This is a genomic window from Thermofilum sp. (genome assembly GCF_038871435.1).
GTDB lineage: Archaea > Thermoproteota > Thermoprotei > Thermofilales > Thermofilaceae > Thermofilum > Thermofilum adornatum.
Genome location: NZ_JAVZIC010000002.1, coordinates 122168 through 135821 on the forward strand (window position 1 = coordinate 122168; position 13654 = coordinate 135821).

Below are 13654 nucleotides of genomic sequence, written 5' to 3' on the forward strand. Positions count from 1 at the left end.
TGTCCTATGTGCCAAGTTTTGTGGCTTTTGAACTGTAGATTTTTTGTTATAACAATGTTATTATTGATAATAAGTTTGTTATTCTTATATTTTAAAAAGAGATTTCATGTAATAACTTTGTTTTTATTAATGATAACATTGTTATTATTCCTACCCATATGTCTAGCTTATCTCAATCTCTTCTATAAATTCAGTGATTGGTGGAGGATTTTTCTTCTTGTTTCTTTTCCTTTCTCTATACAAGATAAATCCCGTGGCAAGAGCAATTATGGCAACCAGTGCTAAGGTTGCTATTCCGGGGATTATTGTTTCTGGCTGGTCCTGGACAGCGTAGAAGGTTGTCTGGGAGCCGTCAAGCGTTATTTCTGTTGCTTGTATTGGTATTGGGGTCAGTATTGGCCAGAAGGCTTCTGGGAGTATTAGGGTGGCTTTTCCCATTGTGAGCCTTGTTTGTCTCGTTGTTTCTCCTATTATGAGTGTGAGGGTCCCGTTGATTGGTTCTGGCGTGGTTAGTGTGAGGATGTATGGTATAATGTAGGGTTTACGTATAGATAATATCTTGCCGGCCTCTATTGTTGTTTGTTTCACTGTTATTGTTCTGTTTCCCACCTTTAGTTGCATGCTTATCGTAGCTATCGGTGAGTCTTGTTTCTGGACTTTTAGTTGGGCTTGGACATTGATTGTCTGTGGTAGCCTGCCTGCGCCAGTTATTTTGAGGCAGTTGCCGTCTTGTGTCAGGGAAAAGTCCTTGCTTGCAAGATTAGTGGCTACAAGTATGTCTGCTCCTGTTATGCAGAGGGCTAGGGGGTTTTCTGTTGTAGCTCTGAGTATGAGAGAATTGTTTCCGGTTAGCGTGACATTTGTATAGATGTTTATTTGTGTTCCCTGGCCTTTGGCCACCATCTTTAGAGACGCGTTTGTCCACAGGTTAATGGTGTTTGTTAGCTTGTAGCCGTCGAGTAGGAGTGTACATGTCATGTTGGCTGTTTTGCTTGTGAGTACTGATGCATCGACTTCGGGGATGTATGCTATCTTTATTTCGATTTGTTTTTTGACTGGAACCGTTAGGTTTATCCCGCTAGCCATCAGGATGATGGTGTGATTTCTCTCTGAGAAAACAGCTGGGAGCACCAGTCGGGTGCCATTAATTCCCAGAATAAGGGAGATGTTTTCCACTTTGACGCCCTGCGGAGAAGAGAGGAGGACTGTGACGTTTTGGAGGCTCATCGGTTCAGTAGCTGTGCTCTCGAAGGTGAAGCTGAAGCTTGACATGTTTGCCTGGGTTTGTCTAAGCTTTAGCCACTGGGGGTAAACCGTGATGTTTAGTGCCTCAAGCCTTGGGATCTGTGACTCGGGCTTCTTGGCTTCTGAGAGACCTGCAAGGATTGTTAGGGATATAACAAGGATTGTAGCGATAGCTATCTTGACTGGCTTCTTCATTTGGCTCTCTGGGCTTGGTATAGGGGCTGTTATTAAAACTTAACATATCCAGTTGAGTCCAACTGCTCCAAGCAAGAATCTATAATTTTAGACAGCTCAGGAACACGCTTGTGGGGACTGCAAGTGGCTCGTCTGAGAATTCTTCTTTTGTGAGGTAGACTATGTTTTTGATTTTTCCTATGCTCTTAGGGTATAATTTTGTTTTTTCGGCCCATTTAATCTCGAATCCCAGTGAAAGGTCGGGGAGGACCACATCGATCTCTGTTCTGTTTCTCCAGTAGCCTACCCTGAACCTTCTGGCCAGATGTGTTGCTACCACGCTTTCCACTATTTTTGACTCGTCGGGCTTTTGAACGTGACACCACTCCGAGAAGACCTCGTAGAGGAATGAGTCCGTGAGATGTACTTTTCTCTCCTTGTAGAATACCTCAACAGCCTTGTCGGGGTCCACGAAGTAGAGGTTCTTGGCGATGAATAGTTTCTCGAAGAGGTCTAAGTATTGGAAAACTGTTTTGTGTGACCTTATTTCGAACTCTTTTGCTATGCTGTTGAGACTCACCGGAGAGGGTAGCTTCTCGATTATGGCTTTTATGACTCTTTTGGCTATTGCCTCGTTTCTCCTTAGTTTTGCCAGGTCGTAGAGAAATGCTGAAAGATAAGTCTCTTTCACCTCTCTGCTTATGCTTCTATTCTCTAGGTAGGTCTTCACTGCCAGTGGGAAGCCTCCAGTTACCAGGTATGTTTCAAACAGTTTGTTTAGTTCTTCCCTCCAAGGGATGAGCTTTAAGCACTTCTCGCGTATTTCTTTCGGGCTAAAGTCTCTGATTTCCTCGAGTTTTCCGTATAGGTCTGGCCTTGAAACCTTTATGTATTCCCTGAAGCTTAACGGGTATAAAACGTAGTCCCTGCCTCGACCCCTCCTACCTGGGAATGTTTCTACTTCTCTTTTCGCGTACATGCTTAGAGAGCCCGTGAGAACCACTATATCGTTTTGAAGATAGCCCCTGTCAACCATGTATTTGATTGCTCTATACAACTCCCTCGGGAAGGTAACCTCGTCTAGAAAAATAAACGAGACCCGGAGACCCTCGTTCCTTTTTATTTTCAAGTATTCCATGAGCACACTATTGAGTTCCTTGTAGTCGGCGAGCAAGTCACACCTGTAGTAGAAAATTGCCCTGGGATTATCAACTACTTGAAGAAGTTTTCCAATAAGAAGCTTCAAAAGTGTTGTCTTGCCGACTTGTCGTGGGCCATAGAGGAAATGAAGAGCAGGAGTCTCTAGCTTAATTTCTTCTAGTAGCTGGGGCACCCATCTTACACTGCTTTGTCTCCACTTCTTGTAGTCCTCGTCTTCTTCGAAAGCCTCTTTGCCCTTCCACCATGGATTCTGTGATTCCATCTTGGTATTGAGAATACCAAGAAATATTTAAAGTCTTGGTATTAAAAATCCCAACTTTCCTTCTTACTTCTTCCCTAACGTAGCAAGGTTCGTAACTATTAACCGAGCACAATAGCTTTTCAGGAAGTTCCCATTAGCTGTAGGGCATTTTTAAATAGTATTTTTTCTTTTTCCTCTTGGCTTAGGGGGAGTCTATTGATAAGCTCGATCTGTTTTTTAGGCCCTAAATCTTCAGGGGTTAGGCTTGGAACCAAGTCGCTTCCAAACAGGATCTTCTCTGCTCCAAGCAACTTGATGTAATGAGCTAGCCTTTCGAGCGCGCGCTATTGATATAGAGAACTCAAGGTCTCCGCTTTAGGGAAGATACTATGTCGAGGTAAAGCTTTAGATGCTCAGCAGGGAGCAGTCTATAGACTTTCTGAGAAAAGGTTTTGCCCAGCTAAACCTAAGGGTAAGCGAGGAAGTCCTCGAAGCGGCCTATGAACAATTCGACGGAATACCAGGCTGGCTAACATTCTTCGGCAACGCCTACGCGAGGGGCGAAGCTGACATCGAAAAGATAAAGTCCATTGCCGTAAGGACTGCGCTAGAAGAGCTGAGAAACATGACCCGGGACAACCCTAGAAGATATGGGCTAGTCCTCAGGGCAATAGCAGAGGGCAGAAAAACATGGAGCCAGGTTAAAGAATACCTAGAAGAAAAAGAGGGCGCAACGATTTCAAGTAGCGTTTTAAGCAACATATTGAGAAGCCTCGAAGACATGAGCATAATAAAGAACTACGAGTTCCTGGACCCAATCTACCGTGAAGCATCAAAGCTTCTTCCTTAAAAGGTTGGACTAGAACAAAGCCAGATTGATTTCAGGTGCCTCAGAGAGTTATGTCTTGGTTTCCTGGAATTTTTGCTTTCTTAGCCAAGTTTTTACGTGTCGATTCTTATGGCCTCTTGTTTTAGCTGGTTTATCCACGTGTTTTCGTTTGATTTCCATTCTTCAGTGTCGTAGATCCTGAGGTCAATGGAAGGTTCAAGTATATCTGTGAAGAGCTGAAGCCTTTCGAGAAAATTGAGCTTCCTTACACCTTTAACGACAAGAATTATGTCTATGTCGCTGTCTCTGAGGTAGTCTCCTCTAGCCCTGCTACCGACAAGGTAAGCCCCTAAAAGGGTCAACCCCAGGTAGGAAGCTCTGGCCCTTGCTTTTTCGACAAAGCTTTTTGCTTTTTCTAGGGCTTCGTGCTGGGAGGCTAATGCAGATTTTGCTTTACCCACTCTACCACCTTTTTTGCCCTCTCAACTAGGTCTCTTGCTTTTTCCTCGTCATATAGCTCATATGGCAGGGCATTCGCAGCGTCCGGATATCTTGCTACCGTATAGTGTATAGTCAGCTCTCTGAGATCTTTATCTATAAGAGACGTGTCTATACCAAGCTCGCTTCTAATTATACGCGCTATTTCGAGGAGCTCGTGTCCCCGGTGAGCTATGCCCGAGTTCATCAGCAATGCCTTGAGAGCCTTCTCGGCAGACTGCTGGGACAAAAAGCCGCAGAATCCCAGTCCTGTGTTTTTAAATCATTTATGGCTTTTCTCGGGTCTCTTTCGGCCTGTCTAAGCCAGGCTTCAGCCTCTCTTCTAACCACATATAATCCACTAAAAAGAGTGACTGAAATTGTTTTCTACAAAGAAATGCAATTAAAAAATTTCCTATTTGGCTCTTTCAAGTATGTATATCTTCGAACCTATCAGCATGTTGTTCGGTATAAGGGCAAGGCTGTTGTCTTCCTTCCTGATAACAGTGAATAGGGTGGAGATGTCCTCTACGATGCCTGCCTCCCCAGCGACGTTAACCTTGTCGCCTATCCTTATTGGCCTCACGAGTAGAACGAAGAGACCGGCTATGGCCTGGCCGAGCACTTGTTGTGTAGCGAATCCAATGACCATTCCTATGAAGCCTCCTAGTGCTACGCCAGCCGCTCCGCCAGCTGTGCCTCCAGCTATGCCGGCGGCGAGTGCGCCTATGCCCAATATGGTGAAGAGGCTCCTGACGGCTGCGGCTGTTGAGTGTGGGTGCTTGACGCGGAGCATCCAGTAGACGAGATCCGAGAAGGCCTTAATTATCATGTAGCCGAAGAACAATGAGAGACCGATAGAGATGTAGGTCGCATAGGCGTCTATTACAGGCTTGACTTGGGGTATAAGTGACGGGATGGTTGTCAATATGAGGGCAGTTATAACGAGGTAAAGGAGTATCCATAGTACTAGTCTTTGTATTGTTTTCCTAATGTTTAGGGGTATGTTTTCGCTGCTCATAGTAAAATGTTCGTTTAAAGACATTTTTAAATTTTTTAGTTCAATTAAGCCTGTGTATCAACTATTTGCGAAAACCTGAAGGTGACCGTGTTTTATTGTAGTTTTGAGCGCTGCGCCCTTCGATCTATACTCCAAGTTCTGGGAGCAAAAGGCTCGTATCAATTAGCACCTTCAACATACGTAGCCTGCTCCTCAATGCTTGTAGCTTCAAGATCCTCTAATGTAACCTTTGCAACCTTTTTCCCATAGGGCGAGAGCCAAACAGCGTCCCGGATAGGCTGTAACACCAATTTATCTTCCACGACCGTGATTTTTATTTTGTCCCCTTCCTTTATGCCAAGTTTTTCTGCTACATTCTTGGGTATAACCAGAGTCCGCCTTTTACCGATCCGAACCTCAGTACTTACACTAACTATATTATCTGAGTAGATTATTTATAAAAATCTGAAATAAATAAACATTCTGATAGACGAAAACTGTTAACGCTACTAAACTTGAGAGCGTAAAGCGTGCCGAACCCACATTAACGATTGAAAAAATTTCTCTAATAGGGTAGGGAGTAAGATTATTCTTTATATCATATCGTAGAAGAAAAATCTTTTTATTTCTTTTTTCTTTATTCATCATGCATTAGTGGCTTATTCATTAAGTCAAGATTATTCTGATCAAGTTCGTTCCTTTTTCCTAGTTCACCTTGTGCACATGCTGTCGTAGAATTTTTAATCCCAGATGTTAAATGATGTTCATGATGAGATATAAAGAATTGTATGTATCGATCTCTATATTACTCATTCTCCTGCCAATTGTTAGTGCATCGTGTGTAACCCTGGAGGATCTCGTGGCTATAGAGGTCGTCTTCAACAAGCCGGGCGCCGTCCTGGACTATTCGAGGCTCGTAGAGGCTGGATACGCGGTGAGGCTTTCCAGTCAGGAGGTTGCATATAGGAGTGGCTACGACGCGAGGATCGTTGTTATCCTTGGTGATACGTATCTGGGGGGCAAGTATGGCTACATGAGGATTCAGGTGCCCTTTGTAAATGGAAAAGCTCTATACAACGTCTCGGACGCAGAGGCTAGACGTGTTCTACAGAAAGAGGCTGAGAGGCTCGTCGAAATGGGTGTTCTGCGTGGCGTTAGCCGTGAAGACATTGATGCTATTGTCTCGTGTGCCCAGCTTGGATACGCGGGCTGGGACACGCGTCTCGTCTACGAGGACGGGTACTGGAAGCCGTTCAACCAGACCAGGCTCTATAGGCCGCTTTCGGCGTGCACTGTGCCGCTCACATTTAACCTTGAGGATGTCCCAGTGTTTCCGGCAGAGGGAGAGTCTTTTCCCAGCACGGTCTTAGTGGTTGCTGTGGCATTGGCGTGCTTGCTTCTGGCTGGTTTTCTTCTCTATAGGCAGAGACGCGCCTCAAAGACAGCCTAAACATTATTTAATAGACTTGTTTGGGCATAGGACGCTGAAGGGGCAGTACTTGCATTCCCACGGGTAGCGCGGCGAAACTGGCTCTAGGAGCCGTTTCACTATTTCTTCTTGGCTCGCCTTCTCGCATACCTCGTATTGTGTAACCCTGTCGGGCGAGACGTAGACCAGCAAAGTTTTCTCGAGCCCGAACATGTAGTTGTAGAATTTGACCTGGTCTACGTGGTGCTCGAGAGGTGTAGGCATGTCTCCCCTCATCGACTTTATTTCTACCCCTATTTTTGCTCCCTGTGGAGAAGTGAGAATCATGTCTGCCCTACCCTTCAAAACTACTTTGCCAGAAGGTAGCTCCAGCTCCATGCTCGTCTCTGGCTCTATTTCAACCTTGTACTGTTTTGTCTCGAAAATGTTCTTGAGAAGTTCCTCTAGGCCCCTATGGATGAGTGCCCCAACGATAGTAGGCGGGTTGAAGACGTCTGAGGCAACCAAATCTGGATACAGGGACGTGTACTTTGACTTTAGGCTACAGGACACGAGGTCTGTAACCCATACGGTTCCAGGCTCTTTTTGGTGCTTCTCCCTCTCCTCCCTGAGAAAATTATACAGCTCGTAGACGACGTCTACTCCTTCCATGATTAATAGAGACTCACGAACTGTGTAAAAAAGTTTCTAGGTTAGTATCTCTCGAGATTTATGGTGATAATTGCTTCATGTCTACAAAAAAATGTAGTATACTCACGGGAAAATCACTTTTTCGTGCCTTTATTTGCAATGCTCATTGCTATTATTGCTAGGATTATCGATGTTAGGAATAGGATGACGGCATAGGCTGCGGATATTGGGAACTCTCCCGCGGTGATCTTCACGAACATTTGTATTGTTACTGTTTCCCATCCCGGTTTGTAGAGGAACAGGGAGGCTGTGAGCTCGTTGACTATCTCGATGAATGAGAATATTGTCCCGGCGAGGATGCCATAGATTGCGTTTGGCATCACGATTTTTAGAAGTGTTTTTAGCGGTTTTTCTCCTAGGACGTAGGCTGCCTCTTCTTGGGACCTGCGGATAGTGACATATGTGGCGTACGAGTATCTAATTGTGTATGTTATTCTGCGGGTGGCCAGCATTAGTGGCATTATTAGCCAGGTGCTTCCAAGGAGCCCCATTATTGGGATGTCTTTTTTGAATGCAAAGAGGAAGCTTGTACCCACAACTATTCCTGGGACGACAAACATCATGGAGAGTGCAGAGTCTATTATGTCGTTTAATGGGTGTTTTGTCCTCGTAACGACGTATGCGCCGAATGTCCCGATTAGGAAGCATATCAATGTCCCGATTGTCGCATAGAGAGCAGTATTAATGAAGGGGGTTGGCTCATGAAGTATTGTGATAAAGTTGTCGAGTGATATTTTTGTGGGTAGTGGTGTAAGGCTCCACGTCTTGGAGAGGCTTATTATGAAGACAAATAGGTGTGGCAGTAGACCTATAAAAAGCGCGAAGTATATCAAGAAGTTTAAGGCGATTTTCTTTGCTCCCCTTAGCTGTATTTCTTCTACTGGTCTGGGGAGTCGCAGGCTGGCATACTCCTTTATAGAAATGTATCTCTTTGTGGCTAAAAAGAGCGCTATAACTATTATGAGCATGAAGAATACCATGTAGGTTCCAACTCTCACCCTTGACTCGTCAATTGCCTGCTGTATGTTGACGAAGGCCTGTGGGGCTAGGAGCTCGTATTGTCCAAGCACGATAGGTGTTGCGTAATCAGTAAAGGCGAAGGAGAAGACCATGAAGAGCCCTGTCATAAGTCCGGGAGTTATTCCGGGCAGAGTCACTGTGAGAAACCTTCTCAAAGGATTAGCGCCTAGCGATTCGGCGGCCTCTTCCAAGCTTCGGTCTAGCTTGAGAAGGCTATTGTAGACGTTTATAGCTATCCATGGGAACAATGTTATTGTTTGGACAAATATTACGCCATGCATACCGTATATGAAGTTGATTGGCCTATCTATCAGCTTCCAGTCTAATAGCAAGAGGTTTATTGTTCCGAACCGGCCGAAGAGGAAAATTATTGAAAGAGCGCCCACGAATGGGGGAACCATTGTGGGCATGAATGTGGCTGAGAGAACAAAGTTTTTCCCAAAGATCTTGTACCTGTGGAGTATATAGGCGTAGGGGAGACCTATCAAGGTGGCAAAAAACGTTGTCAAGATTGAGACGTATATGCTGTTTCTAAGCGAGGATAAAAAGAGGTCGCTCTTTAGGAATGAGAATACTTCGCCAATACTCTGCGGTGAGACAACATATAGAATGAGGTATGCTAACGGATAAAAGATGAATAGTATTACGTATAGGAAAATTAAGACACGCGTTATCGATGTAAAGCTAATACGCATATCTCTGGCACCTATTTCGTAAGTACATGTATCATTGTTGGAGGAATGTGCAGGTAGACCTTTTCGCCTGGCGCATATATGCCTCTTCTCGCTGGGTTGTGTAGCTCTACCCGAATCTTCTTTTCAGATACAAGAACGTCTAGTCTCAGGAGATTGCCTAGGTATTGGGTTGTGTCAATTGTTCCTTCTAAAACATTTTCTTCATTCACGGGTGGATTGTTTTGCCGGTATAGTTCAACGTTTTCCGGCCTGAATGCTAGATAGACCTCTCCCGAGTATTCCTCGCCGCCTGTATATACTTTCAATGTTCCGACCTCGGTATCAAAGATGACCTCGTTTTCTCCTAGCTTCTTGTTTGTTTTTCCCTTAACAATGTTTATTTGTCCAACGAAGTCGGCTACAAATAGAGTTGCAGGATGATTATAGATTTCGAGTGGTGAGCCTATCTGCTCAATAATTCCTTGATTCATCACGGCTATTTTGTCAGAGATTACTAGTGCTTCTTCCTGGTCGTGTGTGACGTAGATGGAGGTTATTCTAAGCTCTTTTTGTAGCTTCCTAATCTCGGTTCTAACGTTTATCCTGATCTTTGCGTCTAAGTTGCTTAAAGGCTCGTCAAGCAAGAGGACACTGGGGTTAATTACAACTGCTCTCGCCAGGGCAACTCTCTGCTGTTGCCCCCCGCTTAGCTGATGTGGATACCTGTCGAGGAGCTCTTCAATGCGTAACACTGCGGCAATTCTATGTATTCTTTCGTTCATCTCATCTTTTGGTACATTCCTAATCTTGAGACCATAGGCTATGTTATCGTAGACGGTCATGTGAGGCCAGAGAGCATAGTCCTGGAAGACGAGTCCCACATTTCTTTCCCATGGATTCTTATCTGTAACGTCCTCTGAGTCAAAATAGACACGGCCCTTTGTGGGACGGTACAGCCCGCTAACGATTCGTAGTAGAGTGGTTTTTCCACATCCACTCGGGCCAAGCAGGGTTACAAGTTCGCCCTCTTCGACTTGGAGGCTTACTCCTCTAAGAGCGTTCACTTTTCCGAAAACCATCCAGACATCTTCAACCCTTACGGAAACCATTAAGATTCACCAATTTTTAAAAGAAATGAAACAATATAAAAAACATGGTTTAAAAGAAAAATTACTGTTTTTTGGGTTTTCTTCCCCTGAGAACGTAGTAGATTACTGCTACGATTATGATGGCGACGATTACGTAGAGTAGGATGTCAGTCATGCTTGGACCCTTTGGCGCCGTTGCAGCTATATTTTCTGCCTCCAATGCTAGGGACTTTGCTGTTGCATAGTCTCCAGAGTCAAATGCTTTTATTGCTTGCTGTAGCTTTGCCTCGGCCTCTGGAACGCCCTTCACTTTGGGCTGGACAGATAGGATGGTGCTCCAGGCGTCCTTCAACTCAGTATGCTTGGCAACTATCGTGTTGTCGAAAGTCTGGCTGATGTTTGTATAGTATTTTTCTGCAAAGGAAAAGTCATAGAACTTTACATTTGAAAATGTCTTCAGGTAGTCATATATGGTGTCTTTGCCTCCGAGGTATTCGCGGAGAATAGCTGCTGTAGAGTTGGGTGGTCCCTGTATTTTGACTGTTGGTAGGACAGGTATTCCTCCTGCGCTAAGCGCCGCTTGCTGTGCGTCTGGGGTATACCACCAGTCTAGGAAGGCCTTTGCAATGTTTGGATGCGGTGCTCCTTTAAGCAGTGAGACGCCAGATACAATGAATCCAGTTGGATCCATATACATAGAGACCGGGTACCCGTTTGCCCTGTTAATTATAGCACCCTGGCTGTAGGCAAATCCAACTGCGTATTCACCCTTGGAGACAAGGTCTACGACGTCCGCGCTCCTCTGGACAAATGCGCCAACGTTTGCTGCTAATCTTCTCCAGAAGGCCCATCCCTGTTCCCAGCCTCTGTTCTGGATGATTATTCCCACGTTGATATAGGTAGATGAAGACCTGGAAGGTGTACACATTACGATAAGGTCTTTCCACTTGGGGTCGAGCAAGTCGTCCCAGCTCTTTGGCGGCTGGAGACCGAGCTTCTGTAGGACTTGTGTATTGTACATGAATCCGTGTCCCCACCATAGCTTGGGGTGCCACATTTCGTCTGGGTCTTTGAGTGGGAAGCCCATAAATGTTGCCGGCAAGGCGTCGTAGTCGGGCGATTTTGGCTTGTAAGGTTCTAGTAGTCCTTTTTCTTTAAGCTTCCAGTGGTAGATAAGGTCTCCTCCAAAGAAAATGTCTGCATCTGGCTTTCCGTTCCAAGCAATTACCCTGTTCATGCATTCTGGGGACCCTGCCTGTATAAGTTGCACCTTGACATCTACACCGAGTTTTTCTTTGGCATATTTCTGGAAAGCAGTTGTCACGGCTTTTAGCAGGAGAGAGTTGCTGGGAGTAATAAGGACGAGCGTGTTCTCGTACTGCATATTTGTGTTTGTAGCTGGTGGCTCTTGTGCTGCTGGAACAATGGATGCAGCTCCCAAAACGAGAGCTAGCAAAACAGTTGCTAAATATAGTTTTTTGTTGTCCATCGTTATATAATAATTTTTAAACTATAAATATTTTTCTGAAGAAAAAGATTTATTCATTGAAAACAGATTTTCTTTGCTTTGCGGACAAATAGAAGTAAGCAATTAGAACAATAAGTGCAATTATTGCCGCTGAATCTATTAGGGTCGAGTATTGTAGGATTAGGTGCCAGTTTTGGCCTAGAACTATTCCTAGGTATGTGAGGGTCATGTTCCACGGTATGCTTCCTAGAATGGTGTAGACTGTGAATGTTTTGAAGTCCATCTTGGCTATGCCGGCTGGGAGACTTATGACGGTTCTCACTGCTGGGAGCATTCTTCCCGTGAAGACCGCTAGTTTGCCGTTTTTCTGGAAAAATTTCTCGGCCTCTTCTATGTGTTTCTTGGAAATGAAGATGTACTTTCCATATCTGAGGAGCATTGGGGCGCCATATTTCTTGCCTAGGAAATATAGGATAGCCGAGCCTACATAGTTTCCCATGGTGCCTGCTAGAACTGCGTCTAGGAAGTTTATCTCTCCTTTGGATACGAGGAAGCCCGCGAAGACCATGATGGCTTCACTTGGTATTGGTATGAGTGCGGACTCTAGCGTCATTAGGAAGAATATTCCGGGCAGTCCTAGTTTCGAAATTATTGTTATTGCCAGCTCTGCCAAGTATATCGTGAGTGACATATAGGATAATCCCCAACTTACTTCTTGCTTGTTAGCATCGATATAATCCTGTTTTTAAGCTTGCTGAGTGTTCTTTCTTTTATGAGTACCTCGGCGAATGGTGTTGCTTGGAAAAGATCCTTCACGTGTGCTTCGACAATGTAGCCTTTCTGCTCCAAGAAGAGTTTGAGAGAGAGAATTATTGGAGCAAGCTCCGCGATTGAAAGCTTATGTCTCAGTTTTTTCCTGAAGCTTCCGTCTATCGACAATCCGAAGCCTGCAATTTTTGACCACTCTACTAGTTCTTTTTGGAGCTTCGTAGCGGGTCTAGGCAGAACAATGAGGTATTGCCTGTAAGGGTCGAAAGTAAAAAGTATCTTCTGGGTTTTCCTTCGACTGCCACCTAGAAGGGTTTCCTCTATCAAGGCAAAAAATTGGAAAAAGAGATAGGCTACTGCCAAGAAGACAAAGAGTGAGGCTGTGCCTAGTTCTTGAAGCTTCATCCTGTATACGAAAGATTAGCGTTAATAAATAAAGTTTTTGAGGTTTAACTAGTTTAATAGTGTGATGAGCTACAGGAGGGTTCTACAGATAGGTGGAAGCTACTATGTCTCCTTGCCGAAGGAATGGGTAAAAATAAACGGGCTTGAAAACTCTTATGTCAAATTGGACTTCCTCGAAAACGGGGCGCTTATAATTGAGCCCCCTCCGAGAAGCCAGACAGAGATAAGCCACGCAAAAATAATTTGTAGCAATGATAGGGAAGTCTTTAGACAGGTTTTGTCAGCTTATCTTAGGGGCTACGAAGTTATAGAGGTGGAGCTCGACGCTAAATGTGACAGAAAAACTGTACTTGAGAGAATAGAAGATGCTCGAAGAATTCTTCTTGGACTTGAACTAGTAGAAGAAAGCGATAGAAAGCTCTTACTCCAGTGCTTTGTTAAGCCAGACTACAATTTACCATCCATTATTGCGAGAATGGACTCTGTGACCAGGGAAATGCTTTCCATGGCTGTAGACATACTGCTAGGTAAGAGAGGCAATGCAGAAGAATTGTCACAGCTGGACGACAGAGTGGACCGCCTATATTTTCTAAGTGTGAGGCTTATAAGGGGCAAACTCAGGGAGCCAACACTGCCGCCAGAAGACAGACTCTCACTTCTAGACATGAGGCTTGTCGCTAAGAACCTCGAAAACCTGGGCGACACATATGAATCTCTAGGCATGCTCGAGGAGATTATCAAAAATCAAGGACTAAGTGAAATCGCTGAAAAGCTGGGTAGGTTGCAGGCTGGGGCTGTCAGGCTCTTTTTAGAGGGTAAAGCAAATCGAGACGAACTCCTAGATGATTTTGCACACACCCAGAAATACATACAGGAAATGGCCGAGTTGCCTGGATATCTAAGAGAAAAACTATCATTTGCATTGCTCCTCGTTAAGGACATCATTGACCTTTCATGAATTACAGGCATAGCTGAGAAAGAAACC

At 44.6% G+C, this 13654-nt stretch carries 16 protein-coding genes and 1 pseudogene; 3 read left to right on the top strand and 14 right to left on the bottom strand.

Annotated elements, in window-relative coordinates; genetic code table 11:
* Window positions 1–162: 162 nt before the first annotated feature.
* The 3 genes and pseudogenes from QXT17_RS03115 to QXT17_RS10045 form a co-directional block, all read right to left on the bottom strand.
* A complete protein-coding gene (locus QXT17_RS03115) occupies window positions 163–1440 on the bottom strand; it encodes a hypothetical protein (protein WP_342814444.1) in 1278 nt (425 codons plus the stop codon).
* A 79-nt stretch (window positions 1441–1519) separates the two neighbouring features.
* A complete protein-coding gene (locus QXT17_RS03120; RefSeq protein ID WP_342814443.1) occupies window positions 1520–2842 on the bottom strand; it encodes an ATP-binding protein in 1323 nt (440 codons plus the stop codon).
* Window positions 2843–2961: 119 nt separating this feature from the next.
* Window positions 2962–3144, bottom strand: a pseudogene (locus QXT17_RS10045) (amidohydrolase family protein); the annotation flags it as partial.
* Window positions 3145–3230: 86 nt separating this feature from the next.
* Here QXT17_RS10045 and QXT17_RS03125 point away from each other — a divergent pair.
* Window positions 3231–3671 (top strand): ATP-binding protein, encoded by a 441-nt coding sequence (locus tag QXT17_RS03125; RefSeq protein ID WP_342783869.1) that lies wholly within the window; start codon window positions 3231–3233, stop codon window positions 3669–3671.
* A gap of 92 nt (window positions 3672–3763) precedes the next feature.
* Here the strand turns inward: QXT17_RS03125 and QXT17_RS03130 are convergent, their stop codons facing one another.
* The 5 genes from QXT17_RS03130 to QXT17_RS03150 all read right to left on the bottom strand — a co-directional run bounded on the left by QXT17_RS03130 (window position 3764) and on the right by QXT17_RS03150 (window position 5582).
* Complete coding sequence (locus QXT17_RS03130) at window positions 3764–4111, bottom strand: nucleotidyltransferase domain-containing protein (RefSeq protein ID WP_342783868.1); 348 nt, start codon at window positions 4109–4111, stop codon at window positions 3764–3766.
* Window positions 4087–4377, bottom strand: a complete 291-nt coding sequence (locus QXT17_RS03135) for a HEPN domain-containing protein (protein WP_342783867.1) — start codon at window positions 4375–4377, stop codon at window positions 4087–4089. The genes QXT17_RS03130 and QXT17_RS03135 overlap by 25 nt, the downstream gene beginning before the upstream one ends.
* A complete protein-coding gene (locus QXT17_RS03140; RefSeq protein WP_342783866.1) occupies window positions 4335–4478 on the bottom strand; it encodes a hypothetical protein in 144 nt (47 codons plus the stop codon). Before QXT17_RS03140 ends, QXT17_RS03135 begins: the two co-directional genes overlap by 43 nt.
* A gap of 64 nt (window positions 4479–4542) precedes the next feature.
* The gene (locus tag QXT17_RS03145) at window positions 4543–5148 is read right to left on the bottom strand and encodes a mechanosensitive ion channel domain-containing protein (protein ID WP_342783865.1); all 606 of its coding nucleotides are present in this window, start codon (window positions 5146–5148) and stop codon (window positions 4543–4545) included.
* A gap of 158 nt (window positions 5149–5306) precedes the next feature.
* On the bottom strand, window positions 5307–5582 hold the full coding sequence (locus tag QXT17_RS03150; RefSeq protein WP_342793545.1) for an AbrB/MazE/SpoVT family DNA-binding domain-containing protein: 276 nt from the start codon (window positions 5580–5582) through the stop codon (window positions 5307–5309).
* Between the two features lie 311 nt (window positions 5583–5893).
* Between QXT17_RS03150 and QXT17_RS03155 the strand changes: the two genes are divergently transcribed.
* Window positions 5894–6577 carry a hypothetical protein gene (locus QXT17_RS03155; RefSeq protein ID WP_342783864.1) on the top strand — a complete coding sequence of 228 codons (684 nt, stop codon included), beginning with the start codon at window positions 5894–5896 and terminating at the stop codon, window positions 6575–6577.
* A gap of 3 nt (window positions 6578–6580) precedes the next feature.
* Here QXT17_RS03155 and QXT17_RS03160 read toward each other — a convergent pair whose 3' ends face one another.
* The 6 genes from QXT17_RS03160 to QXT17_RS03185 form a co-directional block, all read right to left on the bottom strand.
* Complete coding sequence (locus tag QXT17_RS03160) at window positions 6581–7207, bottom strand: PD-(D/E)XK nuclease family protein (protein WP_342783863.1); 627 nt, start codon at window positions 7205–7207, stop codon at window positions 6581–6583.
* A 113-nt stretch (window positions 7208–7320) separates the two neighbouring features.
* The gene (locus QXT17_RS03165; RefSeq protein WP_342783862.1) at window positions 7321–8961 is read right to left on the bottom strand and encodes an iron ABC transporter permease; all 1641 of its coding nucleotides are present in this window, start codon (window positions 8959–8961) and stop codon (window positions 7321–7323) included.
* Between the two features lie 11 nt (window positions 8962–8972).
* Window positions 8973–10049 (bottom strand): ABC transporter ATP-binding protein, encoded by a 1077-nt coding sequence (locus tag QXT17_RS03170; protein ID WP_342783861.1) that lies wholly within the window; start codon window positions 10047–10049, stop codon window positions 8973–8975.
* Between the two features lie 61 nt (window positions 10050–10110).
* Window positions 10111–11517, bottom strand: a complete 1407-nt coding sequence (locus QXT17_RS03175) for an extracellular solute-binding protein (protein WP_342783860.1) — start codon at window positions 11515–11517, stop codon at window positions 10111–10113.
* 49 nt (window positions 11518–11566) lie between these two features.
* A complete protein-coding gene (locus QXT17_RS03180; protein WP_342783859.1) occupies window positions 11567–12187 on the bottom strand; it encodes a DedA family protein in 621 nt (206 codons plus the stop codon).
* 17 nt (window positions 12188–12204) lie between these two features.
* On the bottom strand, window positions 12205–12669 hold the full coding sequence (locus QXT17_RS03185) for a hypothetical protein (RefSeq protein WP_342783858.1): 465 nt from the start codon (window positions 12667–12669) through the stop codon (window positions 12205–12207).
* A 64-nt stretch (window positions 12670–12733) separates the two neighbouring features.
* Between QXT17_RS03185 and QXT17_RS03190 the strand changes: the two genes are divergently transcribed.
* Window positions 12734–13627, top strand: coding sequence for a phosphate uptake regulator PhoU (locus tag QXT17_RS03190; RefSeq protein WP_342783857.1), 894 nt, complete (start codon window positions 12734–12736; stop codon window positions 13625–13627).
* Window positions 13628–13654 lie beyond the last annotated feature (27 nt).

Coding starts and splice junctions, on each gene's coding strand:
- QXT17_RS03115 (WP_342814444.1), bottom strand. CDS start 1,440: ATGAAGAAGCCAGTCAAGATAGCTATCGCTACAATCCTTGTTATATCC.
- QXT17_RS03120 (WP_342814443.1), bottom strand. CDS start 2,842: ATGGAATCACAGAATCCATGGTGGAAGGGCAAAGAGGCTTTCGAAGAA.
- QXT17_RS03125 (WP_342783869.1), top strand. CDS start 3,231: ATGCTCAGCAGGGAGCAGTCTATAGACTTTCTGAGAAAAGGTTTTGCC.
- QXT17_RS03145 (WP_342783865.1), bottom strand. CDS start 5,148: ATGAGCAGCGAAAACATACCCCTAAACATTAGGAAAACAATACAAAGA.
- QXT17_RS03155 (WP_342783864.1), top strand. CDS start 5,894: ATGATGAGATATAAAGAATTGTATGTATCGATCTCTATATTACTCATT.
- QXT17_RS03160 (WP_342783863.1), bottom strand. CDS start 7,207: ATGGAAGGAGTAGACGTCGTCTACGAGCTGTATAATTTTCTCAGGGAG.
- QXT17_RS03165 (WP_342783862.1), bottom strand. CDS start 8,961: ATGCGTATTAGCTTTACATCGATAACGCGTGTCTTAATTTTCCTATAC.
- QXT17_RS03170 (WP_342783861.1), bottom strand. CDS start 10,049: ATGGTTTCCGTAAGGGTTGAAGATGTCTGGATGGTTTTCGGAAAAGTG.
- QXT17_RS03175 (WP_342783860.1), bottom strand. CDS start 11,517: ATGGACAACAAAAAACTATATTTAGCAACTGTTTTGCTAGCTCTCGTT.
- QXT17_RS03180 (WP_342783859.1), bottom strand. CDS start 12,187: ATGTCACTCACGATATACTTGGCAGAGCTGGCAATAACAATAATTTCG.
- QXT17_RS03185 (WP_342783858.1), bottom strand. CDS start 12,669: ATGAAGCTTCAAGAACTAGGCACAGCCTCACTCTTTGTCTTCTTGGCA.
- QXT17_RS03190 (WP_342783857.1), top strand. CDS start 12,734: ATGAGCTACAGGAGGGTTCTACAGATAGGTGGAAGCTACTATGTCTCC.